We start from the raw sequence: 24,314 nt of genomic DNA on the forward strand, positions 1-24,314 counted from the left end.
CGGCGTCGGATGCAGGGCAGCGTGGTCGCCGTTGGTCTGCCAAAGCTAGGAAACCGCTTTCTGATTGTCAAGGCGTCTCGATGCGAAAGATTCGCCGGTCCTATCTGCCCTGGTCAGCTGCGCGGGTATCGGGCCCAGAGCGGGCCTTTGGCCTAGACCTCTTGTCCGGATACTTGTACGTTGAAGTTTCCGACCGAGCGAGCTCATGGAGCGTGATCCGTGTCTGTTCAGACCGAACCCGGCCGGCAACCTGAACGGCTGCGCTCCAAGCAGTCCATCGCCGCCGGCCTCCTCGTGGCGGCACTGGTCGCTGCCGGCGCCGTCAACCTCGCCACCGACCAGCCGCGGTGGTGGGGACTGCTGCCGATCGTGGTCTACGTCGTTCTGGTCGTCCTCGAGATCAACGTCGTGCTGGCCACCGGGGCGGCGGTGGTGATCGGGTTTGTGCTGACCGGAACCGGTCCACTGGCGATGGGCACGATGATGTCCGAATCGCTCGGCTCCTTCATCGCGGTCATCGGGCTGATCATCATGCTGGGCGCCGGGCTCGGGCGGATCGCCGCCGATACAGGAGCCGCGCAGACCCTGGTCCGTATGCTCCTGAACCGCGTCGGCGTGGACAGCCCGGTGCGGATCCAGGTCGGCATCATGCTGGCGTCCACCGTGCTGGTCGGCGCCCTCGGGACGCTGGCGGGCGCGAACGCGATCCTGGCGCCGATCGTCATCCCGGTCGCCGCCGCGGTCTCGCGTAGCCGGCCGTCGGTGGCCGCCATGCTGCACGCGGGAGGTGCGGCCGGACTGATCATCGGCCCGTTCACCCCGCCCGTGGTGACCATCACGGGCGCGGCCGACATCAGCTACCTGCAATACCTGTTCTCTGCCGGTCTTCCGATGGCTGTGGTGACCTGGGCGACCGGCTTCGCGATGGCGCGCTTCATTCAGCGACGCACCGCCGAGACGGATCAGTACTCGGCCGAGGAGCTCGCCGGGATGGCCCGGAACGACGGCGCGTCCGGCGGTACACCCAGCAGGACGCCCGGCGCCACGCCCGGCGGCACGTTGGTCGCCACGGCGCGGGAACGCCGGGCGGCCGTGGCGTTCATCGGCACGATCGTGGCGATGGCCGTGCTCGGCGTGATCCTGGAAGCCGGTTTCGCGTACGCGATCGTCGTCATGATCGTCACGGCGATCGTGACCGCCCTCGCCGGCGGGATGCGCCCGGCCGATGCGCTGACGTCCTTCTACACCGGCGCCGCCCAGTTGCTCTGGCTGTTCTTCCTGTTCTGGCTGTTCAACCCGTTGCTGATCATGCTGGAACAGTCCGGCGCGTATGAGGCGATGCTGGAATCGCTGCAGCCGACCCTGGAGTCCGTCGGTGCCTGGCCGTTCCTGATGATCGCGCTGGTCATCGGCTGGGTCGGCGTGGCCGGTGCCGCCGTCGCCCAGGTGGTGCTCATCAACGACCTGCTCTGGCCGCTGGCCGCCACGCTCGGGATCCCGTCCACGGCGTGGTCCGCCGCACTGCTCGGCGGCAGCCAGATCGACTGGTTCGGCCCCTTCCCGAACGCGGACATGATCGGTCAGATGGGACTGGCTCGCTCGTCGAACCTGCGCATGATGCTGTTCAACGGCTGGGCCATCATGGCCGCCAACCTCGTGCTGTTCGCCGTCCTGTTCACGGTGCTGCTGTGAGCGGGGCGGGCTGGACGGACGCGGTAGCGGGACGGCTACAGGGCATCCTTCGGGATCTCGCCGCCTCGTCGGGCGGCACCTGGTCGTTCACCGTGCGGGAGGACGGCCGCACGGTGGCGACGGTCGACGGCGACCTGGAGGTCCGCGCGGCCAGCACCATCAAGGTGCCGCTGCTGATCCTGGCGTTGCAGGACGTCGCCGCGGGACGACGTGCCTTGGACGAGATGCTGCCGGTGCCCGCCGAACGCGTCGGCGGCGCGGGGGTGTTGAAGCTGATGCCCTCCGTGCGTGCGCTCCCGCTGGTCGAGGCGCTCGAGCTGATGATCGGCGTCAGCGACAACAACGCCGCCAACATGGTGATCGACATGCTCGGCGTCGACGAGGCGGCCGGACGCATCACGGCGCTGGGGGCGACCGGCACCCGGCTGGAACGTCGACTGTACGACGTGGAGGCGATGCGGGCCGGACGAGACAACGTGACCACGGCCGACGACCAGGCGTTGTTCCTCGACCTCCTGACCGGCCCCGATCCTGACGTCGGTCCGGGTCCCGGTGCCGCTCCTCCGGCCGGCCGCCCCGGCATTGAAGCCGGCTCTGGCGCACGCGGGTTCGTCCTTCCGCCCGAACTGCGACAGCTGGCGTTGGACATTCTCGGCCGGCAGCAGATCAACGATCGCATCCCCGCCGCGCTCGGCCCGGATGTGGTGTGCAGGCACAAGACGGGCGAGCTGGAGCGGATCCGGCACGATGTCGGGATCCTCGAGTTCGACGGGCGCAGCGTCGTGCTGGCGGCGCTGGGGACCGAGCTGGATGATCCGGCGTCACGATCCGCCGGCAGCCTCGCCGCCGCCACGGTGATCGCGACGGCCGCCCGCGCCGTCGTCGACGTGGCGCGGTCGTCGAGCACGGTCTCTTGACAGAATCTGACCCATAGCCTGGACGATGTCGAGTTGTTCGAGTCGTCCGAGTCGGCTCGGTGTTTCGGAGAGGTGCGCGTGAACGAGTTCGATGTAGTGATCCGTGGCGGGACCGTCGTCGACGGTACAGGTGGCGAGCCCTTCGCCGCGGACGTCGGCATCGCGGGCGGCGTGGTGCGGCACGTCGGGAACGGGCGGATCTCCGGGCGTCGAGAGATCGACGCGGGCCGGCAGGTCGTCGCGCCGGGCTTCATCGACCTGCACTCGCACGCCGACTTCACCATCGAGGGCTGGCCCGCCGCCACCACGCAGCTGTACCAGGGTGTGACCACGCTGCTGACGGGTAACTGCGGTTTCTCACCGTTCCCGGTGACCGACCTGGACGCGGCGAAGGCGGCGTCGGCATTTCTGGCGCCCGAGCTGACCTGGAGCTGGATCGAGCACGCCGGATTCTCCACCGTGGTCGACACCGCCCGCCCCGCGGTGAACATCGCGCCGCAGATCGGGCATTCGTCGTTGCGGCTGGCGGCGATGGGCGGAGCGGAGCGCGAGGCGGACGAGACCGACCTGGAGCGGATGTCGGCGATGCTGAGCGCGGCCGCCGGGTCGGGCGCGCATGGATTCTCCACCGGCCTGATCTACGCCCCGGGCACCTACGCGGACGAGCACGAGGTGCGTCGGCTGGTCACGGTGGCCGGCCGCGCGGGTCTGCTGTACTCCACGCACATCCGCAATGAGTCGGATCGGCTGCACGAGGCCATCGCCGAGGCGATCCGGGTGGCCGAGGCGGGTGGGGCTCGGCTGCAGATTTCGCACCTGAAGGCGGCCGGTCCGAAGAACCATGGCGCGGTCAGCGGCGCGCTGGAGCTGATCGACGACGCGGCCGAGCGGGGCCTGGACGTGGCGGCGGACGTCTACCCGTACACCGCGTCCAGCACGACCCTGACCACCCGGCTGCCGTCCTGGGCGTTGGACGGCGGTACGGCGGCGTTGCTGCGCCGCCTTGCGGATCCGGTGGAGCGCGAGCGGATCGCCGATGACCTGCGACGCGGCGCCGAGTCGAACCTCGACCCGTCGAAGGTGGTCATCGCCGAGATCGGGCCCGGCCGGTATGCGGATGCCGCCGGGTCGAGCCTGGCCGAGCTCGCGGACCGCGACGGGACCGACGCCGCCGAGGTCACCCTGCGGATCCTGGAGGAGCACGACGCGGCCGTCGCCGTCGTCATGCATGGCATGAGCGCCGACGATGTGGAGACGGTGCTGCGCCATCCTCGGGTCGCGGTCGCCAGCGACGGCTGGGTGATGCGGCCGACCGGCGACGGGATGCCGCACCCCCGCAACTTCGGCACGTTTCCCCGGGTGCTCGGCCACTACGTGCGGGAACGCGGCGTGCTCACGCTCGCCGACGCGGTGCGGAAGATGACGTCGCTTCCGGCATCGCGGCTCGGACTGGCCGATCGGGGCGTCGTCCGTGCGGGCGCGGTGGCGGACCTCGTCGTGTTCGATCCGGACACCGTGGCGGACCGCTCCACGTTCGCCGATCCGTGGCAGCTGTCCACCGGGTTCAGCGCGGTGCTCGTCGGCGGCCAGGTCGCGTTCGACGACGGCGAGCCCACCAGCACCCGTGCCGGCCGTGTCCTCCGGCGCTGAGAATCGTCCGCCCGGTGGTGAGCGGGCTAGATCCACCCGGTGCGGCGACGCACCCAGGCGAGGGTCGAGGTGTGCTGGGCGCGCTGGAACTGTCGCAGCGTAGGCAGGCCGGGCGGGTCAGGCCGTCGTGAGAACGCACCGAAGAACCCGCACAAGCCGGCGATGAACGCCGTCACGTGGTCCGGGTCGACGTCCGCCGACAACGGATGCCGGCGAATGTGCGGCTCCGGGTCGTGACCGTGGAGAGCGGCGTTGACCATCAGGATCACCGTGTCGATCCACGCGGCCCCGCGGCATGCGTGTGCCCAATCGACGAACCAGACGCGATCGTCGTCGAGCAGGATGTTGTCGGTGCGCAGATCCAAGTGGACGAGCGTGTCTCCGGCGAGGTGGTGCAGCGCCGATTCGGCGAGGTCGGCGAGCCGGTCGAGATGGCGTCGCTCCCAGGGATCCAGGTCCTCCGGCGGCTCGTCGGCGATGTCGCGGTAGCCATGCATGATGGTGGCGAGTTGCTCGTCGGCGGGTGGCGCCGTCTCGACGGGGCAGGGCGTGAGCGCCCGGGAGAGGTCCGTCACCGCGTGCACGACCCGGTCCAGTTCGTCGTGCCGCCACGGGACATGCGGCATCCTTCCATCGATCTCGTCGAAGACCAGCGCCACCCAGTCGCCGTCGTCGTATGTGGCGAGCAGCGCCGGGATGGTTCCGGTGTCCGGGAGCCGCCCGGCTATCGAGGCCTCGGACCGGTACATCCCGGGCGTCAGCGGATTGAGCGACGTGCCTGCCGCTTTGACGAAAGCGCGCGTCCCGTCCGCGCATCGGACCCGTACCGCAAGGCCCGGAGAGAAGCCGCCGTGCTGGCCGACGGTATCGACGACGGGCGCACCGAGCAGGTCCTCGATGCCCGCGCGGACATGTTCGGGTACGTCGGCCCACACCGCTCGTACGCCGGTGGTCGGGATCTGCACACTGTCAGGCGTCACCGCAATATGGTCGACGTCCGGCCGGCGCGTCGGCAAACGGTTTTCCGTCTCGACACACCCGTTGCGCACGAGCGCTTCCGGTGTCGGCGCCGGCAAGGGGGTGCGCTGGCTGGCCGGGCACCACGGTTGCATGATCATGCGTAGTCGTGCATACTCATGTGCATGGTCATGTCGGTCGCGGTAGCAGGAGCCAGCGGATACGCGGGCGGTGAGCTGCTACGCCTGTTGTCGACCCACCCGGAGTTCGAGGTCGGGGCGGTCACGGCCCACTCGAGCGCCGGTGCCCCGCTCGGCCGGCATCACCCGCACCTGACGCCGCTCGCGGACCGCATCATCGAGCCGACCACCGCCGACGTCCTGGCCGGGCACGACGTCGTCGCACTCGCGCTGCCGCACGGCGCCAGCGGTGAGATCGCCGCTCAGCTGCCGGACGGAACGCTGGTGCTCGACTGCGGCGCCGACCACCGACTCACCGACCCGGAGGCCTGGCAGCTGTTCTACGGCACCGAGCACTCCGGCAGCTGGCCGTACGGGCTGCCCGAACTGATCCACGCCGACGGCTCGAAGCAGCGAGACAGGCTTGGCGGCGTCACCCGCGTCGCCGTCCCCGGGTGCAACGTCACCGCGGTGACCCTCGCCCTGGCCCCAGGGCTGGCCGCCGGGGTGATCGCTCCGGACGACATCGTCGCCGTGCTGGCCAACGGACCCTCCGGGGCCGGCAAGTCCCCGAAGACCCACCTGCTGGCCAGCGAGATCATGGGCGCCGCCAGCCCGTACGGCGTCGGTGGCGTGCACCGGCACATCCCCGAGATCGAGCAGAACCTGTCCCTGGCGGCCGATGCGCCGGTCAGCCTCTCGTTCACGCCGACGCTGGTGCCGATGAGCCGGGGCATCCTGGCGACCGTGACCGCGAAACTCGCCGGCGGCGGCATCACGACCGGGGACGTCCGCAGCGCCTGGGAGAAGGCGTACGCCGACGAGCCGTTCGTCCACCTGCTCCCGGACGGTCAATGGCCGACGACGGCGGGCACCCTCGGCGCGAACACCGCGCACATCCAGGTCACCGTCGACGAACGCGCCGGACGGGTGGTCGCCGTCGCCGCGATCGACAACCTCGCCAAGGGCACTGCGGGCGCCGCCGTGCAATGCGCCAACCTCGCGCTCGGCCTGCCGGAGACACTCGGCCTCCCGACCATGGGAGTAGCGCCGTGAGGACGACGATCACGCACGGAATCGGTATGGCAGGGGGTGTGCGCGGCCGACGACGACGCCGACGAACGGCGCTCGTCATCGCACCCAGCACACGTTCCCACGCGCACCGATAGAAGGAGCGATCCGCCATGTCCGTCACCGCAGCCGCGGGTTTCCGTGCCGCCGGCGTCACCGCCGGGCTGAAACCCAGCGGCAAACCCGACGTCGCGCTGGTCGTCAATGACGGCCCGCTGCACACCGCCGCCGCCGTGTTCACCACCAACCGTTGCAAGGCCAACCCGGTTCTCTGGTCCGAGCGCACGGTCGCCGACGGCAAGCTGGAGGCCGTCGTGCTGAACTCCGGCGGCGCCAACTGTTACAACGGTCCGGAGGGTTTTCAGACCACGCACGCCAGCGCTGAACTGGTCGCCGAGTTGCTCGGCGGGGGAGCGATCGACGTCGCGGTCTGCTCCACCGGCCTGATCGGCACCCTGCTGGACCGGCCGCTGCTGGAGGACGGTATCCGCGCGGCCGTCGGCGAGCTCGCCGCCGACGGCGGATCCGCGGCCGCCACCGCCATCATGACCACCGACACCAGGCGCAAGGAGGCGGTCGTGCACGGCGGCGACGCCGACGGCGGCTGGACGGTGGGCGGCATGGCCAAGGGCGCGGGGATGCTGGCCCCCGGCCTGGCGACCATGCTCGTCGTCATCACGACGGACGCGGTCGCCGAGCGGGACACGCTGGACGCGGCCCTGCGGCAGGCCACCCGGACGACGTTCGACCGGCTGGACACCGACGGCTGCATGTCCACCAACGACACGGTCATCCTGATGGCCAGCGGTGCCTCCGGCGTCGAGCCGGACAGCGCGGAGCTGGCCGCCGCCGTGCAGCAGGCCTGCGCCGACCTGACCCGTCAGCTGTGGACCGACGCCGAAGGCGCGCACCACGACATCGAGATCACGGTGGCCGGCGCCGAGAGCGAGGAGGACGCCGTCGCGGTCGGCCGGGCGGTCGCGCGCAGCAACCTGTTCAAGGCGGCGGTGTTCGGCGACGACCCGAACTGGGGACGGGTTCTGGCCGCGGTCGGGACGACAGATGCGGTCTTCGAGCCGGACCGGATCGACATCGCCATCAACGGCGTGACGGTCTGCCGGTCCGGCGGGACCAAAGCCGGCGATCCCGCCGAGAACGTCGACATGTCCGCCCGGCACGTCGCCGTGGAGATCGACCTCGGTGCCGGCGCGGCGACGGCCACCGTCCTCACCAGCGACCTGACACACGACTACGTCCACGAGAACTCGGCGTACTCGACATGACCCACACCACACGGAGAGAAGTTCACCATGTCGCGGGTTCACATCGCGTCGGTCGGTCGACGGTGGGCGAGGCGACCATGACCGCACAGCATGAGGCGCTGGCCAAGGCGGGCGTGCTGGTCGAGGCGCTGCCGTGGATGAAGCGGTTCCACGGCAAGATCGTCGTGGTCAAGTACGGCGGCAATGCGATGGTCGACGACAAACTCAAGCGCGCCTTCGCCGATGACATCGTCTTCCTCCGGCTCGCCGGCTTGAAGCCCGTCGTCGTGCACGGCGGCGGTCCGCAGATCTCGGCGATGCTGAACAAGCTCGACATCGCCAGCGAGTTCCGCGGTGGCCTGCGGGTCACCACGGCGGAGGCGATGGACGTCGTCCGGATGGTCCTGGTCGGCCAGGTGGGTCGTGAACTGGTCGGCCTGATCAACGCGCACGGCCCGTTCGCGGTCGGACTCTCCGGTGAGGACGCGGGTCTGTTCACCGCCGAAAGGCAGGCGGCCATCGTCGACGGCGAGGAGGTCGACATCGGGCTGGTCGGAGATGTGGCCGAGGTCAACGCCGACGCCGTCATCGACCTGATCGAGGCTGGCCGGATCCCGGTGGTGTCCTCCGTGGCGCCGGACACCGACGGCGTGGTGCACAACGTCAACGCCGACACCGCCGCCGCGGCGCTCGCGGTCGCCCTGCACGCGGAGAAACTCGTCGTCCTCACCGACGTCGAAGGGCTGTACAGGAATTGGCCCGGTAGCGCGGGGTCATCGGCGAGCTCGGCGCAGGAGCACGTCTCGCCCGACATCATCAAGGAGATCACCGCCCGCGAGCTGGCCGAGCTGGTGCCGAGCCTCGACTCCGGCATGGTGCCGAAGATGCGGGCCTGCCTGCGCGCGGTGGACGGCGGCGTCCCGGAGGCCACCGTCATCGACGGGCGGCTGCCCAACTCGCTGCTGCTCGAGGTCTTCACCGACGAGGGAGTAGGAACCATGGTGGTGCCGTCATGAACGACACCCACGTCGATGTCGCCGAACCGGACCAGCGCGCCGCGTCGCCGGCCGAGTTGTCGGGGCTGACCGGCGGGGCGCCGCTGGCCTCGGATACCTGGCTGGACCGCTACAGCGGCGCCCTGATGAACACCTTCGGGCGGCCGCAGCGGGTGCTGGTCCGCGGTGAGGGCTGCTATGTATGGGACGCCGACGGCCGCCGCTACCTGGACATGCTCGGTGGGCTCGCCGTCAATGCGCTCGGGCATGCGCATCCGCTGCTGGTGTCCGCGGTGACCTCGCAGCTGGCCACGCTGGGGCACGTGTCGAACTTCTTCGCCTCGCCGCCGCAGATCGCACTCGCCGAGCGGCTGCTGGAGCTGCTCGGCGTCTCCGACGGGAAGGGCGCCGCCGGTCGCGTGTTCTTCACCAATTCCGGCACGGAGGCGAACGAGGCGGCGTTCAAGATCGCGCGGAAGACCGGGCGGACGAAGATCGTCGCCACCGACGGCGGCTTCCACGGCCGCACCATGGGCGCGCTCGCGCTGACCGGCAAGCCGTCGATCCGGGAGCCGTTCGAGCCGTTGCCGGCCGGCGTCGTGCACGTCCCGTTCGGCGACGCCGAGGCGTTGCGGACCGCGGTCGACGACGAGACCGCCGCCGTCGTCCTGGAGCCCGTGCAGGGTGAGGCGGGGGTCGTACCCGCACCGGCCGGTTACCTGGCGGCGGCCCGGGAGATCGCGACGCGGCACGGTGCACTGCTGATCATCGACGAGGTCCAGACCGGCATCGGCCGCACCGGGGCCTGGTTCGCGCACGCCGCGGACGGCATCGTGCCGGATGTGGTGACGGTGGCCAAGGGTCTCGGCGGCGGCATCCCGATCGGCGCGTGCATCGCCGTCGGCGATACCGCGGAGCTGCTCGGCCCCGGCTCACACGGCACCACGTTCGGGGGCAACCCGGTGGCCGCCGTCGCCGGCCTTGCCGTGTTGCACGCCATCGAGCGCGACGACGTGCTGGGCAACGTGCGGACCGTCGGACGGCACCTGGAGGACGGGGTGCACGCCCTCGGTCACCCGCTGGTCAGCGGCGTGCGCGGCCGCGGCCTGCTGCTCGGCATCGGTCTGAACCGCGCCGTCGCTCCGCAGGTGGCGGCGGCCGCGCTGGACGCCGGGGTCATCGTCAACCCGGTGAACACGGAGACCGTCCGGCTGGCGCCACCGCTCATCCTGACCGTTGCCCAGGCCGACGAGTTCCTGGCAGCGCTGCCGAAGATCCTCGACGCCGCGGGGGAGGACGGATGATGCCGATGCGCCGGACCACCGCTACCACCCACCGGATCGCCACCGCGTCGTGGTCTCAGGTAACGCTTGGCCGCTGTTTCCCGGGCCCGACCGTTACTGGGGACCACGAGGCGTCGGCTGAACTCTCGACTCACCTCAGGGAGGCGTAAATGGTAAGGCACTTCCTGGCCGACGACGACCTCGCGCCAGACGAGCTGACCGAGGTCCTCGACCTCGCCGACGAGCTCAAGGCGGACCGATTCGCGCACCGTCCGCTGGACGGGCCGCGGGCGGTGGCGGTGATCTTCGACAAGCACTCGACGCGAACCCGGGTGTCGTTCAGCGTCGGGATCGCTGAGCTGGGTGGATACCCGTTGGTGATCGATGCGCAGACGTCCCAGATGGGCCGCGGCGAGCCGATCGAGGACACCGCGCGAGTGCTGGACCGGCAGTGCGCGGCGATCGTGTGGCGGACGTTCGACCAGGGCCGGCTGGAGGCGATGGCGTCGGCGTCCTCGGTGCCGGTGGTGAACGCCCTGACCGACCTCTACCACCCGTGTCAGCTGCTGGCCGACCTGCAGACGGTGCGGGAGCGCATGGGCGCGCTGGCCGGGCTGACCTTGACCTATGCCGGCGACGGCGCGAACAACATGGCCCACTCGTACCTGCTGGCGGGCGCCAACGCGGGGATGCACGTGCGGGTGGCGTCTCCGGAGGGATACGCGCCCGACGCCGAGGTGCTGGCCAAGGCCGCCGCGCTCGCCGAACGCACCGGGGGGTCGGTGGCGCACGTGGTCGATCCGGTGGACGCCTTCACCGGGGCCGACGTGCTGGCGACGGACACCTGGGTGTCGATGGGCCAGGAAGGCGAGGCGGCCGACCGTGAGGCCCCGTTCGTGCCGTACGCGCTGACGTCCAAGGCGCTGGGCGTGGCGGCGCGGGAGGCGATCGTGCTGCACTGCCTGCCGGCGTATCGGGGCAAGGAGATCGCCGCCGAGGTGATCGACGGCCCGGCCAGCGCCGTCTGGGACGAGGCGGAGAACCGGTTGCACGCGCAGAAGGCGCTCCTGACCTGGTTGCTTCAGGCATCCGCGCAGCAGACGCTCCCATCCGGCCCGGCGAGGGGGTGAGATGGCACAACCGGCGACGCGGGCGGCCCGGCACGGCCGGATCGCCGAGATCCTGGCGCAGACCCCGATCCGTTCGCAGACCGAGCTCGCCGAGCGGCTCGCGGAGGGCGGCATCGCGGTGACCCAGGGCACCCTCTCGCGGGATCTGGACGAGCTCGGTGCCGTCAAGATCCGCAACTCGCAGGGCTGGCTTGTCTACGCCCTCCCCGGCGAGGGAGGCGACCCGACGCCGCGGGCGGCGGAGGAAGGCGCGATCGACGCCCGCCTGATCCGGGTCTGCGAGGAGATCCTGGTCTCCGCACGCAGCTCGGCGAATCTGGTGGTGTTGCGCACGCCGCCGGGAGCCGCGCAGTACCTGGCATCCGCGATCGACCACGCCGCCCGCCCGGAGCTGCTCGGCACCATCGCGGGCGACGACACGGTCCTGGTGATCAGTGCCGATCCCGCCGGCGGGGAACGGGTTGCGGCCTGGTTCCTGGCGCTCGCCGAAGGCGCCGTGCCGGAGAACGGCGGTGCGACGTCCACCAGCACGTCCGTCGGCGACCCTGAGTGAACACTGACGACTTTCGAATATCGAGGAGCTTCCATCATGTCCACATCCGAGAAGATCGTTCTCGCCTACTCCGGTGGGCTCGACACGTCGGTGGCGATCGGCTGGATCGCTGAAGCCACCGGTGCTGAGGTGATCGCCGTCGCGGTCGACGTCGGCCAGGGCGGCGAGGACCTGGACACCATCCGCAAGCGGGCGTTGGCCTGCGGTGCGGTCGAGGCGTACGTCGCTGATGCACGGGACGAGTTCGCCGACGAGTACTGCCTGCCCGCACTGAAGGCCAACGCCCTTTACATGGACCGCTACCCGCTGGTGTCGGCGCTGTCCCGCCCCGTCATCGTCAAGCATCTGGTGAAGGCGGCGCAGCAGCACGGTGCCGGCACGGTCGCTCACGGCTGCACCGGCAAGGGCAACGACCAGGTTCGGTTCGAGGTCGGCATCACGGCCCTGGCGCCGGAGTTGAAGTGCATCGCTCCGGTGCGGGACCTGGCGCTGACCAGGGACAAAGCGATCGACTTCGCGGAGAGGAACAACCTCCCGATCGAGACCACCAAGAAGAACCCGTACTCGATCGACCAGAACGTGTGGGGCCGGGCGATCGAGACCGGCTTCCTGGAGGACATCTGGAACCCGCCGATCGAGGACATTTACACCTATACCCAGGATCCGGCCGAGCCGCGCGACCCGGACGAGGTGGTCATCACCTTCGACGAGGGCCGTCCGGTGGCGATCGACGGCGAGACGGTCACCATGCTGCAGGCGATCGAGATCCTCAACCAGCGTGCCGGCGCGCACGGCGTCGGCCGGCTGGACATGGTGGAGGACCGGCTCGTCGGCATCAAGAGCCGCGAGGTGTACGAGGCGCCCGGCGCCATCGCGCTGATCGCCGCCCACCAAGAACTCGAGAACGTGACGGTGGAGCGCGAGCTGGCCCGGTTCAAACGGACCGTGGACCAGCGCTGGGGCGAGCTCGTGTATGACGGGCTGTGGTCCTCGCCGCTGAAGCAGGCGCTGGACGGGTTCATCGACGACGCGAACGCGCACGTCTCCGGCGAAATCCGGATGGTGCTGCACGGCGGCCGCGCGGTGGTGACCGGCCGGCGTTCCGGGCAGAGCCTGTATGACTTCGGCCTGGCCACCTACGACACCGGCGACACGTTCGACCAGTCGCACGCCAAGGGGTTCATCGAGCTGTTCGGCATGTCCACCAAGCTGGCAGCGGTGCGGAACCAGAAGAACGGCTAGGCTCAGGTGGCCCGTGATCATCGAGGATGGAACCGGTCATGACCGGGGAGATCATTGATGATCATCAGACAGCAGACGGAGAAACCCATGCCCGAACGACGAGTCCCCACGCCAGGCGATCTGTTCCCGAGCCAGAGCGGCAAGAAGGGCGCGCGTTCCTCCGAACGACGCGACGATCGGGAGGGCCAGGACGATATCGGGAGCCAGAACGGCACGGCCGCGCCGGAGGCGCCCGCCGCGCCGGAGGCGCCCTCCGCACCGGAGGTGCCCGCAGCAACGGATACGCCGCAGGAGTCGCCGGATCAGGCTGCTGAGTCGGAGACGGCGACCGGAGCCGGTTCCGGAGCGCTGTGGGGCGGTCGGTTCGGGGGCGGGCCGGCGGCTGCGCTGGCCGCGCTGTCCAAGTCCACCCAGTTCGACTGGCGGCTGGCGCCGCAGGACATCGCCGGGTCGAAGGCGCATGCGAACGTCCTGCACCGGGCCGGCCTGCTCACCGACGACGAACTGGCCGGCATGCTCGACGGTCTGAATCGGCTGGCGGCCGACGTGGCGTCCGGCGCATTCACACCGGCGCCGGGAGACGAGGACGTACACACCGCGCTGGAGCGGGGCCTGATCGAACGGGTCGGGCCGGACCTCGGCGGCAAGCTGCGGGCGGGCCGGTCCCGCAACGACCAGATCGCCACCATGCTGCGGATGTACCTGCGCGACGCCGCGCGCACCATCGCCGGTCAGGTGTTGGATGTCGTCGAGGCGCTGGCCGGGCATGCGGATACCCACCTCGGCGTGGCGATGCCGGGGCGCACCCATCTGCAGCATGCGCAGCCGGTGCTGCTCTCGCACCACCTGCTGGTGCACGCGTGGGCGCTGTTGCGTGACGTCGAGCGGCTGCGCGATTGGGACCGTCGCACGGACGCCTCGCCCTACGGATCCGGTGCGCTGGCCGGCTCGTCGCTCGGGCTCGACCCCGAGTACGTCGCCGGTGAGCTGGGGTTCTCCGCGGCGGTGGAGAACTCGATCGACGGCACCGCGTCCCGGGATTTCGCGGCGGAGGCCGCGTTCGTGCTGGCCATGGTCGGCGTCGACGCGTCCCGGCTGGCCGAGGAGATCATCCTCTGGGCCACCAAGGAGTTCTCTTTCGTCGAACTCGACGACGCGTGGGCGACCGGCTCGTCGATCATGCCGCAGAAGAAGAACCCGGACGTCGCCGAGCTTGCCCGGGGCAAGGCCGGGCGGCTGGTCGGGAACTTGTCCGGGCTGCTGACCACGTTGAAGGCGTTGCCGCTCGCGTACAACCGCGACCTACAGGAGGACAAGGAACCGGTCTTCGACTCGGTGGACACGCTGACCGTGCTGCTGCCGGCGTTCGCCGGCATGGTCGCCACACTGCGGTTCAACACCGAGCGGCTGGAGGAGCTGGCGCCGCAGGGATTCTCGCTGGCGACGGACGTGGCCGAATGGCTGGTGCGCCACGGCGTGCCGTTCCGCGAGGCACACGAGATCTCCGGCGCGTGTGTCCGGTTGTGCGAGCAGCGCGGCATCGAGCTGTGGGACCTGTCCGACGAGGATCTGGCCGGCGTGTCGCCGCGCCTCACCCCGGACGTGCGGACGGTGCTGTCGGTCCCGGGCGCGCTCGCGTCCCGATCGGCGAAGGGCGGGACCGCCCCGGACCGGGTCCGCGAGCAGCTCGCCGCCGTGCGGCATGAGGTGGCCTCCGCCCGCACGTGGGCAGGTACGCGCGTGACACCGGCGTGAAAGCCGGCCCGGCGGAATAGCCTGCCTTCGGTGGCCCGGTGAATACGACTTCAGGGCGCTGGAACGCCCTGAAGTCGTATTCACGCCTCACGCCTCACGGCACCCGCGGATCGACCCCACCTAGCGCTCACGGGAAGCGCGTCGACTTCTCAGCGCCGGTGTGGCTGCAATGTCGTCTCCCAGCGCACCGATCCGTCGACGCCGACCAGCCGGACGGTGAACTCGGCGGTCGCCCCGTCGATCGAGACCTCGCCGACGTACTGGTGGCCCTCGGCGGGGGAGGTGTTCGCCCGGGGCGGTGCCTCGACGAAGACCGCCTCCGGTCCGAACGTCGGGTCGAGCTGGTTCGGCCCGAACCCGCCCGCGTTGAGCGGACCGGACACGAACTCCCAGAACGGGTCGAAATCGGTGAACGCGGCGCGCTCGGGGGAGTAGTGGTGCGCTGCGGTGTAGTGCACGTCGGCGGTCAGCCAGACGACGTTGTGGATCCGGTTGTGCTTCAGGAAGGACAGCACGGGGGCGATGTCGAGCTCGCGGCCGGCAGGTGCGCCCGGGCGGCCGTTGGCGATGCCCTCCAGGGCGTCGCCGTCAGCAACGATCAGCCCGAGCGGAAGATCCGCGGCGATGACCTTCCACACCGCGCGCGACCGCTTCAGCTCGCGCTTGAGCCACTCGGTCTGCTCATGTCCGAGCACCCCGCCGTCCGGAACCGTCTCGGTGCCGTCGGTGTTCGGATCCTTGTGGGTCCGCATGTCCAGCACGAAGACGTCGAGCAGCGGACCGTACTTGATCCGGCGGTAGACGCGGCCGGCGCCGTCGGCGTACGTGGGTGAGATGGGCAGGTACTCGAAGAACGCCTGCCGTGCCCGGGCGGCCAGCACGTCGACGTTCTTCTCCGTGTAACGGTCGTCCTCCAGGATCTCGCCTGGGTACCAGTTGTTGACCACCTCGTGGTCGTCCCACTGGTTGATCTGCGGGGTGCGGGCCAGGAACTCGCGCCAGTTGTCCGCGGTCAGGTTGTAGGCGTACTGCCCGCGGAACTCATCCAGCGTCTCGGCGACCTTGGCTTTCTCCGGTGTGACCAGGTTGCGCCAGGTCGTGCCGTCCGGAAGCTGGACCGTCTCGGTCAGCGGACCGTCGGCGTAGACGGTGTCGCCGCTGCACAGGAAGAAGTCCGGCGCCAGATCGAGCATGACGTCGGCCATCCGGAACCCTCCGAACTCAGGATTGATCCCCCAGCCCTGGCCGGCGATGTCCCCGGACCAGACGAACCGCACGTCGTCGCGTGTGCGCGGGGCGGTGCGCAGCCGTCCGGTCACCGGTGCGCCGGTCGCCGAGCTCTCCGGGTCCTGTGGAAGGACGCGGTAGTAGAGGTCGGTGCCTGGCCGCAGCCCGCGCAGGCCGATCCGTCCGGTGAAGTCCGTCTCCGGCGTGACCAGGCCACTGCGCAACCGGCGCGCGTGGCGGAACGACGAGTCCCGGGAGACCTCCACGACGAGCCGTGCCGGCCGGTCCACCCGGGCCCAGACGGTCCCCGTGGTGGCGGTGACGTCGCCCGACTGGACGCCGTGGGTGATGGTGGGCAGCCCCGATCGCACCAGGGCGGGAGCGCGGCGCGGGGCGGTCGCGGCGGACGGAGAACCGGTGGCGGCAGCCGGCGTGGCGCCGAGTGCTGTCGAGCCGAGTGCGGCGGAGCCGAGTGCGAGTGTTCCGGTGAGCAGCGAACGTCGGGTGAGATCAGCCATGACCGGCATCGTGCTGGCTGCAGTCGACATCTGGGTGTCCACGGAATGGGGCGTAGGTGAACCCTCCGGGTGGACGTCACTGTCGAGAGGCGCGGGCGCCGACACCCGCGGCTCTCGACGAGACGCGGGTCGTCGGTTTGAGACCGCGAATATAACGGCGACGGCTACCTTATGGAGCGCCACACACAGCTGAGGAGGGCACCGATGCGACATCCCTCCGTGCCGGCGGCGGCACGGGCTACGCGAGTGCGTGACATGGGTCCTGGCGTACACCACCTGTTGGCGTGGCTGACGGTGTGCGGGTTCGTGGGAATCCTGTTCGCCGCTCCGCTGTGGCTCTTCGTGACCGACGACGTGCGGAACGGCGTGGACGTGACCACGGCATTGTGGCGGCCGGAGCACCGCGCGCTGACCATCGCGGCGACGGCGAGTGCTGTCGTGGTGCTGACCCTGCTGACGGTTGCGCTGGTCCGGTTGCCGCGCACGCGGGCCCGCCGCGAGATCGTCGTCGACGCGGACGGGGTGGAGATCGCCGAGCGTCCGCAGTGGTGGTTCCGGGGCCGCACTGCTCGAATCGGCTGGGAGAACGTGCAGGTGATCAGCGCCGCATCGAGCGGACTCGGCGCGGCGGGCGCCGATCGCGCTCTTCACCTCTACGTCTATCGCGACGTCGAGGGGCTACCCGGCTTCGTCGCCAGCACGCCCGTCCGTGAGGAGGACGTCGACCTCGAGGGTGTGCGGATTCCGTCATACCTGGTCCGGATCTACGGACCAACGCCTCGCGCAGGCGAGGACGTCCGCGAGGTGGCCGTCGCCATCGGCGCAGTGCGGCCCGGGCTGTTCTATGCGGGCGTCGGCGTGGATCAGTGGTACATCCCCGACGGTGCGCCAGGTGCGGGAGCACAGCCGCACAACGTCATCGGCCGGGCCATGCAGCCGGATGCCGCGCCGGTCTCCACCGAACCGGACGCCGGTCCGGATCCGTTGGCCCGCGCGGCGTCGCCGGCTCGTCCGCGGCCGGAACCGCCGCCGGGCGCACCGGTCTGGCTCGACTACGGCTACGCCTCGTGGCAGATCGGCATTGCGGTCGTCGTAATGGCCGCCGCGGGCGCAGGCATGGTGTACCTGATGACCAACCCCTTCGGGTGGAGCACGGTGCCCGCCGGCCTGCTCGCGCTCGTGCTCGTCGCGCCCCTGCTGTTCTGTTGCCTCCTGCTGCCCGCAGCGTTGTGGCTGTTCCCCCGATTCACGGCCGGGGTCGGCATCCGGGTGGACGGCAGCGGGCTGGTCATCGTCCGCAAGCGGCCGTGGCGCCTTCGGGGGACCGTGTCGACGCCCATCTCGTGGGATCGAATTCAGCTGATGGTCGCCCGTTCCGGCAGCATGCCCGGCGTGCCGGTCGAAGGCGGCGGTGGCGGAAAGGGGCAGCGGCGTCGCGTCGTCGACGTCTATCTGTATGACACGGCACATGATGTGTCGCCCGATGTTCCGGGAGTCGGCGTCGACCTGTCGATATCTCGACGTCTGTTGCCTGACTCGGCGGGAATGGCCGACCTGGTGACCTACCCGGCGGTGCGGCTGCGGCTGCCGTACCGGCACGATCTGGAGCCGCGCGGGCGTGAACGGTGGGACGGCTCCGGTCGCACGGCGACCGGGGGCGCCTTCGCCGTGCCACCACACCAGTTGCGTGCCGCGCTCATGGCCTTACGTCCGGACATGTGTCACGGGTTCGACGACCTCTGGGGCGGGATCGAGAAGCGCTAGGCCGCTGTCTGGTCAGAGCCGACGTCGAAGGAAGAACGTGAACTCGGTTGCGTCGTCGGCCGGCGTCCCGTCCGTCCCGACGACGTCCACGACGTCCAAGCTGGATTTGACGGCCAACTCGCCGAAGCTGGAGGGCGTGTGCCAGTGAACCGTCCACAGCCGGTCGACGATCGTGCTGTCGCCGCCGCTGACTCGCTCGTATCGCAGCATCGTGTGCTGCGTGCGCTCGGCTTCATCGCGCTGCTGGGAAAGATACGAGACCCGCAGCGTCGTGCCGTCGGCGAGTGTCGTCGTTCTCGCGTCACCGAATTGGTCCGGCGGCGCGGGGGTCGGGATGAACAACGGGACCATCGCAGTGCCGTCTGGCTCGAGGTGGTCGTGGATACGACGCAGCGCGCGCAGCGCGGATTCGTCGTCTGGGAGCAGCGTGAACGTCGGGCCGGCCAGGAATATGGCACGGTAACGCCGCGGCAGATCGAGGTCTTCCATCTTCTGCTGGTGCACGACGACGCTGAGACCTTCACGACGTGCCCTGAGCGTGCACCGGGCAAGCATGTCCGCCGAGGAATCCAGGCCTTCGACGTCGAGACCCTGCCGGCGTAGATCCAGTAGCGGTTCGCCGTCTCCGCAACCCAGCTCGAGCGCGGGCTCACCGTGCTGCCGGACGAACCGGGCATACGGCTCAGCGTCCTGGCTATGAGCCTTGAGCGGCCCATAGACCTCGGCGACGATTCCGGTGTAGAAGTCGGCGGGATCCACGCGCTCATACTCTCGCGCTGACGCCCTGTGCACCAGTGAATTTCTGGCCGGACCGGGAGGCACGCGCGGCGGCGTAGCCGAGTGAGGTGTGAAACCGGTGAGGTCGACTCTGCTACCGAAATGCCGTCACGCGATGCGGAGCGCCGCCATGACGCCGTCGCGGATCGGCACGACGCTCCCGACGAACCGCTCGTCCTCGGCGACCAGGCGGTTGTGCTCCTGGATCCGCTGGGTCCAGCCGCGGGTCCGCTCGGGTAGCTCCTCCCGGTCGGTTCCGGTGGCGACGTGGCCGTGCCAGATCACGTTGTCGCAGAGCCACAGTCCGCCGACCCGGATGCGGTCGCGGGCGGCGAGCCAGCAGTCCGGGTACCCGTCCTTGTCCACATCGCAGTAGACGATGTCGAACTCACCGTCCTCCTGCGCGAAGCCCTCCAGGGCGTCACCGACGTGGTAGGTGACGCGGTCCCAGACGCCGGCGCGGCTGAGGTACTGCTCGGCCATCCGGGCGTTCTCCGGGTCGCCGTCCGTGCACGTCACCGTGCCCGACGATCCGACCGCGCGGGCGAACCAGTACGCGGAGTACCCGTAGCCCGAGCCGAGCTCCATCACCCGGCGCGCGCCGATCGACCGCGCGATCATTTCGAGGAATCGGCCGGAGGCCCGGCCCACGATCGGGAAACCCTTCTGCTCGGCCAGGGCTTCCATGTCGTCCAGCACGTCGTCGCCGTGCTCGGTCTCTGCGAGTGTGGTGAGGTAGTCCTCGACCTTGTCATCCATCCAACGACTCATGCTCGAACCGTAGCGCCATCGGTTTCGCCGGTGTGCGACGGGCGGTCACCGGCGGGGGTCAGAATGGACCATGGCCCGTTGGGTTCTGCACGTGGACCTCGACCAGTTCCTGGCAGCGGTCGAGGTGTTGCGTCACCCGGAGCTGCGTGGGCGCCCCGTCGTCGTCGGCGGCGACGGTGATCCGACCAAGCGTGGCGTGGTGAGCACCGCGTCGTACGAGGCGCGCGAGTACGGCGTGCGCTCCGGTCTCCCGTTGCGCACCGCCGCCCGACGGTGCCCGGACGCGGTGTTCCTGCCGGTGGACCGAGATACCTATGAGGCGGTCTCGGCGGAGGTGATGGCCACGTTGCGGGAGTTCGGCGTCGTCGAGATACTCGGATGGGACGAGGCATTCGTCGCCGTCGACGACGATGACGAGCCCGAAGTCGTCGCGCGCCGGATTCAGCAGCGGGTCCGGGCCGTGACCGAGTTGGACTGCACGGTCGGTATCGGTGACAACAGGCTTCAGGCCAAGCTGGCGACCGGATTCGGGAAACCGGCCGGCGTGTTCCGCCTCACGCACCGGACGTGGTTCGCCGTGCTGGGCGACTACTCCACGGATGCCTTGTACGGGGTGGGACGGAAGACGGCGAAGCGGCTCGCGGATCTCGGCATCGAGACGGTGCGGCAGCTCGCGCACGCCGACCCGGAGGGCCTGGCAGCCGAGATGGGACCGACCACGGGACCGTGGTTGGTCCAGATCGCCCGCGGGCGGTCCAGCGCCCGGGTGTCGGACGCGCCGCATGTCGCCCGGTCCAGAGGGCGGGAGACGACCTTCCAGCGGGACCTCGACGATTGGGACGATGTGACGAGCGAGATCGTCGCCTTGGCCCACCGGGTGGCAGCCGACGTCGTCCGAGAGGGGCGAGATGCGGTGCGGGTGGTCGTCAAGGTGCGTTATGCGCCTTTCTTCACCTACACCCACGGGCGGGCTCTGCCGACGCCGACGGCGGACGCGGGAGAGATCGAGAAGGCGGCGCTCGCGGCCCTGGACGCGTTCACCGACCGCCGGCCGGTTCGGCTGCTCGGCGTGCGGGCGGAGTTCAGCCGTCGCTGACGCCGGCGATGCCCGGGCCACCGGCGATGCCCGGGCCACCGGCGATGCCCGGGCCACCGGCGGTGCCCCGGTCGCTGACGCCGGCGCTATCCCGTCGCTGAGCCGTGCGTCGCCGGTTCCATTCATCGCGACGCGTGGCCGACATCCAGACGGGCGTCCTAGACTCGGTGGTGATGCGGGACTCCACGGCCAGGCGGCTCTCGCGCCTGCATATCTTCCTGTACCGGCTGACCGGTGGGTTGATCGGACGTCGGTTGGTGCGCAATGACATGCTGCTGCTGACCACGCGCGGACGGAACAGCGGTAAGCCGCACCGGGTCCCGCTGCTCTACCTCAGCGACGGTGACACCCCCGCGGTGGCCGCGTCGTGGGGCGGACGCCCGAACCATCCGCAGTGGTATCAGAACCTGCAAGCCGACCCTCGGGCCGAGGTGCAGATCCTGAGTGAGAGATGGCCGGTGCGGGCCCGTACGGCCGACCCGGAGGAGCGCGCGGAATGGTGGCCGAAGTTCTTGGCGACGTACCACGGATACCGCGTCTACGAGTCGAACACGGACCGGGTCATCCCGGTGGTCTTCCTGGAAGCGGACGAGAAACGCGAGAACGACGACGGCTGAGGCCCCTACACGGCCGTGCGCGCGGCGGTCACTAGGCTCGGGTAGATGTCCGAGGTCAAGGTCCTGTACTCCGGGTGTCGCTCGTATCGATGCCGGCCGGAGCGGCGGTGACCGCGATGCGTGCCTGGTTGGCGAGGCCCGCGATCGAGGTGGCACCGGAGCTGCTCGGGTGCGTGCTCAGGCGTGAGAGCGACGACGGTGTGGTGGCCGTGCGGCTGACCGAGGTCGAGGCGTATATGGGCAGTGACGATCCGGGATCTCACGCGTATCGCGGACGCACCCCGCGCAACGAGGTGATGTTCGGTGCGGCAGGGCATCTGTATGTCTACTTCACGTACGGCATGCATTTCTGTGCGAACGTCGTCTGTGGCGAGTTCGGGACGGCCACGGCGGTTCTGCTGCGAGCCGGAGAGGTGATCGAGGGTGCGGAGATCGCTCAGCGCCGACGGCCGGCGGCTCGGTCGCCGCACGACCTAGCCCGAGGGCCGGCCAGGCTGACCACGTCGTTGGGCATCGCGCGCGAGCACAACGGTGTCGACCTGGTGGGCGAGGCGAACGAGCTGACGTTGCGGCGCTGCGCCGAGTCCGCGGAGCTGGCCGGGCGGATCGCGACCGGACCCCGGGTCGGTGTCGCCGGTCCCGGCGGGGACGGAACGCACTATCCCTGGCGCTACTGGATCGAGGGAGATCCGACCGTCTCGGTGTATCGGGCGCACAAGCCGCGTCGACATCGGCGCGCCGCGCAGTGAGGTGAAGTGAGGTGACCTGGGCCGAGGCCGGGACCGATACCGGTGTGCGTCGGCGTGCAAGATGCGGGATCATTGAGGCGACTCGCCCGGTAAGGACGCCGAGCGGCGCCCGGAGCGTACGCGGACGCCGTCGACGTGACCGTGATCTTCGAAGGAGACATGAACACTGTGACCGACATCATCGACGAGCTGCATTGGCGAGGGTTGATCGCCCTGTCGACCGATGAGCAGGCGTTGCGCGCCGCTCTGGCGGCTGGTCCGGTCACGTATTACTGCGGCTTCGATCCCACGGCTCCCAGTCTGCACATGGGCAACTTGGTGCAGCTGCTGACCATGCGCCGGCTGCAGGACGCCGGGCACCGGCCGCTGGCGCTTGTCGGCGGTGCGACGGGCCTGATCGGCGACCCGAAGATGACCGGAGAGCGCACCCTGAACGCACCGGACATCGTCGCCGGCTGGGTGGAGCGGATTCGGCGGCAGATCGAGCCGCTGCTGGACTTCTCCGGCCCCAACGCCGCCACGATGGTGAACAACCTCGATTGGACTGCGGGTCTGTCGGCGATCGACTTCCTGCGCGACATCGGCAAGCACTTCCGGGTCGGGCGGATGCTCAGCAAGGAGTCGGTGAGCGCGCGCTTGAACAGCGAGCAGGGCATCAGCTTCACCGAGTTCAGCTACCAGATCCTGCAGGGGATGGACTTCCTGGAGCTCAAGCGCCGGTACGGGTGCATCCTGCAGACCGGTGGCAGCGACCAGTGGGGGAACCTGACCAGCGGCGTCGACCTGATTCACCGGGTCGAGCAGGAGTCGGTGCATGCATTGGCGACGCCTCTGATCACGAAGGCCGACGGGACCAAGTTCGGCAAGACCGAAGGCGGCACCGTGTGGCTGGACCCGGAGATGACCAGCCCGTACGCGTTCTTCCAGTTCTGGCTGAACAGCGACGACCGGGATGTCATCAACTACCTCAAGGTGTTCACCTTCCGCACTGCGGACGAGATCGGCGAGCTGGAGAAGGAGCTGGCTGAGCGGCCGGCCGCCCGTACCGCGCAACGTGCGCTCGCGCGTGACGTGACGACCTTGGTGCATGGCGCGGAGGAGACCGAGCGGGTGGAGGCTGCCGCGCAGGCCTTGTTCGGCTTCGGGACGTTGCAGGACCTGGATGCGCGCACGCTTGGCGCGGCGCTGGCGGAGACCGGTGCGCCGCGGGTCGAGACCGGTGACGAGCTGCCGACCTACGTCGAGCTCTTCGTGCAGTCGGGCCTCGTGCCGTCCCGGTCGGCAGCGCGCCGAGCCCTGGCCGAGGGGGGCGCGTACGTCAACAACACGCGTCTGGATCCGGGTACGGATCCGGAGGCCCGCCCGAGCCATGACGATCTGTTGCACGGGCGCTGGCTGGTGTTGCGTCGCGGTAAGCGGACCGTCGGCGGGGTAGAGCTGGCCTGACCTGCCGTTTTGTGGGCGTGGTCGGCGTCACACAGGTTCCATTTGACGCCGGCCCCGCCAAGGTCGTAAGTTCTATCAGGCCTGCGGGGAGCGGGACGCCGGGAACGGCGGCCGGCCCGGAGGAACCAGCCTCATCAACCCACTCCTGGATGTACGCGTGTCGTGCTTCCAGCGGATGGGCGACGGGGCAGCCACGTGCGAATCGCATCTCGCATCTTCGCGCCAGCCGAGCAGGAGACTGACTTCGCGGTGCAAGACCGGGATCCGGCCGAACGTGGTAAGCTAGTGGAGTTGCCCCAGAGAGGTTCAGCCTCGCTGATGCTGCTCGGCGGCGGATCGGATGAGAGTCCGGATTTGACGCGGAGAGCAGGGGAAACATAAGCTAGAAGCAGAAAGCGAACGCCCCGGTGCGGGATCTGGGAACGGGTCTTGTGTGGTGTGCGTCCGATTCTTGAGAACTCAACAGTGTGCCAATTGTTTTGTTGATGCCAATTGTTTGGTGTCCCTGGCCTGCAGTGCCTGGTTTGGGTGTTGTGGGTGTTTGGGATTTCTTTGGTAGAGCGGCATGGTTTTGGCGGGTGGCGTGCTCATCGTTGTGGTGGGTGTGTTGCTTGTTGGGATTGTGTTGTTTTGCTGGGATTGTTTCTTTTTTGATGTGGTGAT

Annotated in this window: 22 protein-coding genes; 16 read left to right on the plus strand and 6 right to left on the minus strand. The window is 69.6% G+C overall.

All coding sequences use genetic code 11. The annotated features are described in order from the left end of the window. Window positions 1-219 precede the first annotated feature (219 nt). The 3 genes from G1H10_RS16910 to G1H10_RS16920 all read left to right on the plus strand — a co-directional run bounded on the left by G1H10_RS16910 (window position 220) and on the right by G1H10_RS16920 (window position 4,259). On the plus strand, window positions 220-1,692 hold the full coding sequence (locus tag G1H10_RS16910; RefSeq protein ID WP_216853359.1) for an SLC13 family permease: 1,473 nt from the start codon (window positions 220-222) through the stop codon (window positions 1,690-1,692). Then, window positions 1,689-2,609: a serine hydrolase gene (locus tag G1H10_RS16915; protein WP_163739864.1), complete on the plus strand. Its 921-nt coding sequence runs from the start codon at window positions 1,689-1,691 to the stop codon at window positions 2,607-2,609. Before G1H10_RS16910 ends, G1H10_RS16915 begins: the two co-directional genes overlap by 4 nt. 78 nt (window positions 2,610-2,687) lie before the next feature. Next, the gene (locus G1H10_RS16920; RefSeq protein WP_163739866.1) at window positions 2,688-4,259 is read left to right on the plus strand and encodes an N-acyl-D-amino-acid deacylase family protein; all 1,572 of its coding nucleotides are present in this window, start codon (window positions 2,688-2,690) and stop codon (window positions 4,257-4,259) included. Between the two features lie 26 nt (window positions 4,260-4,285). On the opposite strand, the gene G1H10_RS16925 is transcribed toward G1H10_RS16920, so the two are convergent. Further along, window positions 4,286-5,239 (minus strand): phosphotransferase, encoded by a 954-nt coding sequence (locus G1H10_RS16925; protein ID WP_216853360.1) that lies wholly within the window; start codon window positions 5,237-5,239, stop codon window positions 4,286-4,288. Between the two features lie 156 nt (window positions 5,240-5,395). On the opposite strand from G1H10_RS16925, the gene argC reads away from it, so the two are divergent. From argC to argH, 8 genes are all read left to right on the plus strand, one after another. Continuing rightward, window positions 5,396-6,451 carry an N-acetyl-gamma-glutamyl-phosphate reductase gene (argC, locus tag G1H10_RS16930; protein WP_163739867.1) on the plus strand — a complete coding sequence of 352 codons (1,056 nt, stop codon included), beginning with the start codon at window positions 5,396-5,398 and terminating at the stop codon, window positions 6,449-6,451. Window positions 6,452-6,579: 128 nt separating this feature from the next. After that, window positions 6,580-7,749 (plus strand): bifunctional glutamate N-acetyltransferase/amino-acid acetyltransferase ArgJ, encoded by a 1,170-nt coding sequence (gene argJ, locus G1H10_RS16935; protein ID WP_163739869.1) that lies wholly within the window; start codon window positions 6,580-6,582, stop codon window positions 7,747-7,749. Window positions 7,750-7,826: 77 nt separating this feature from the next. Continuing rightward, window positions 7,827-8,744 (plus strand): acetylglutamate kinase, encoded by a 918-nt coding sequence (gene argB / locus G1H10_RS16940; RefSeq protein WP_163739871.1) that lies wholly within the window; start codon window positions 7,827-7,829, stop codon window positions 8,742-8,744. Further along, window positions 8,741-10,027, plus strand: a complete 1,287-nt coding sequence (locus G1H10_RS16945; RefSeq protein ID WP_163739873.1) for an acetylornithine transaminase — start codon at window positions 8,741-8,743, stop codon at window positions 10,025-10,027. The genes argB and G1H10_RS16945 overlap by 4 nt, the downstream gene beginning before the upstream one ends. Window positions 10,028-10,176: 149 nt before the next feature. Further along, a complete protein-coding gene (gene argF, locus G1H10_RS16950) occupies window positions 10,177-11,136 on the plus strand; it encodes an ornithine carbamoyltransferase (RefSeq protein WP_163739875.1) in 960 nt (319 codons plus the stop codon). 1 nt (window position 11,137) lies between these two features. After that, window positions 11,138-11,689, plus strand: coding sequence for an arginine repressor (locus G1H10_RS16955; protein WP_163739877.1), 552 nt, complete (start codon window positions 11,138-11,140; stop codon window positions 11,687-11,689). Window positions 11,690-11,725: 36 nt separating this feature from the next. After that, window positions 11,726-12,931 (plus strand): argininosuccinate synthase, encoded by a 1,206-nt coding sequence (locus G1H10_RS16960; RefSeq protein ID WP_163739879.1) that lies wholly within the window; start codon window positions 11,726-11,728, stop codon window positions 12,929-12,931. 87 nt (window positions 12,932-13,018) lie between these two features. Further along, window positions 13,019-14,686: an argininosuccinate lyase gene (argH, locus tag G1H10_RS16965; protein WP_163739880.1), complete on the plus strand. Its 1,668-nt coding sequence runs from the start codon at window positions 13,019-13,021 to the stop codon at window positions 14,684-14,686. A gap of 149 nt (window positions 14,687-14,835) precedes the next feature. Here the strand turns inward: argH and G1H10_RS16970 are convergent, their stop codons facing one another. Next, complete coding sequence (locus G1H10_RS16970) at window positions 14,836-16,431, minus strand: alkaline phosphatase D family protein (RefSeq protein ID WP_163739882.1); 1,596 nt, start codon at window positions 16,429-16,431, stop codon at window positions 14,836-14,838. 204 nt (window positions 16,432-16,635) lie between these two features. On the opposite strand from G1H10_RS16970, the gene G1H10_RS16975 reads away from it, so the two are divergent. Beyond that, the gene (locus G1H10_RS16975) at window positions 16,636-18,195 is read left to right on the plus strand and encodes a hypothetical protein (RefSeq protein WP_163739884.1); all 1,560 of its coding nucleotides are present in this window, start codon (window positions 16,636-16,638) and stop codon (window positions 18,193-18,195) included. 12 nt (window positions 18,196-18,207) lie between these two features. Here G1H10_RS16975 and G1H10_RS16980 read toward each other — a convergent pair whose 3' ends face one another. Further along, window positions 18,208-18,954 carry a class I SAM-dependent methyltransferase gene (locus tag G1H10_RS16980; protein ID WP_163739886.1) on the minus strand — a complete coding sequence of 249 codons (747 nt, stop codon included), beginning with the start codon at window positions 18,952-18,954 and terminating at the stop codon, window positions 18,208-18,210. Between the two features lie 126 nt (window positions 18,955-19,080). Next, window positions 19,081-19,743 carry an O-methyltransferase gene (locus tag G1H10_RS16985; RefSeq protein WP_163739888.1) on the minus strand — a complete coding sequence of 221 codons (663 nt, stop codon included), beginning with the start codon at window positions 19,741-19,743 and terminating at the stop codon, window positions 19,081-19,083. Window positions 19,744-19,813: 70 nt separating this feature from the next. Between G1H10_RS16985 and G1H10_RS16990 the strand changes: the two genes are divergently transcribed. Further along, window positions 19,814-20,839, plus strand: a complete 1,026-nt coding sequence (locus G1H10_RS16990; protein WP_163739890.1) for a DNA polymerase IV — start codon at window positions 19,814-19,816, stop codon at window positions 20,837-20,839. Here the strand turns inward: G1H10_RS16990 and G1H10_RS16995 are convergent. After that, window positions 20,826-20,984 (minus strand): hypothetical protein, encoded by a 159-nt coding sequence (locus G1H10_RS16995; RefSeq protein ID WP_163739891.1) that lies wholly within the window; start codon window positions 20,982-20,984, stop codon window positions 20,826-20,828. The two genes, G1H10_RS16990 and G1H10_RS16995, sit on opposite strands and share 14 nt — an antisense overlap. 28 nt (window positions 20,985-21,012) lie before the next feature. Here G1H10_RS16995 and G1H10_RS17000 point away from each other — a divergent pair, with 28 nt between their 5' ends. The 3 genes from G1H10_RS17000 to tyrS all read left to right on the plus strand — a co-directional run bounded on the left by G1H10_RS17000 (window position 21,013) and on the right by tyrS (window position 23,651). Continuing rightward, complete coding sequence (locus G1H10_RS17000) at window positions 21,013-21,456, plus strand: nitroreductase family deazaflavin-dependent oxidoreductase (RefSeq protein WP_163739892.1); 444 nt, start codon at window positions 21,013-21,015, stop codon at window positions 21,454-21,456. A gap of 89 nt (window positions 21,457-21,545) precedes the next feature. Further along, window positions 21,546-22,205, plus strand: coding sequence for a DNA-3-methyladenine glycosylase (locus G1H10_RS17005; protein ID WP_163739958.1), 660 nt, complete (start codon window positions 21,546-21,548; stop codon window positions 22,203-22,205). 168 nt (window positions 22,206-22,373) lie between these two features. Next, complete coding sequence (gene tyrS / locus G1H10_RS17010; protein WP_163739960.1) at window positions 22,374-23,651, plus strand: tyrosine--tRNA ligase; 1,278 nt, start codon at window positions 22,374-22,376, stop codon at window positions 23,649-23,651. A gap of 459 nt (window positions 23,652-24,110) precedes the next feature. Here the strand turns inward: tyrS and G1H10_RS32430 are convergent. Beyond that, window positions 24,111-24,314: hypothetical protein (locus G1H10_RS32430; protein ID WP_216853362.1), on the minus strand; the 204-nt coding region annotated here is incomplete at its 5' end.

The organism is Phytoactinopolyspora halotolerans (assembly GCF_010550675.1).
Lineage (GTDB): Bacteria > Actinomycetota > Actinomycetes > Jiangellales > Jiangellaceae > Phytoactinopolyspora > Phytoactinopolyspora halotolerans.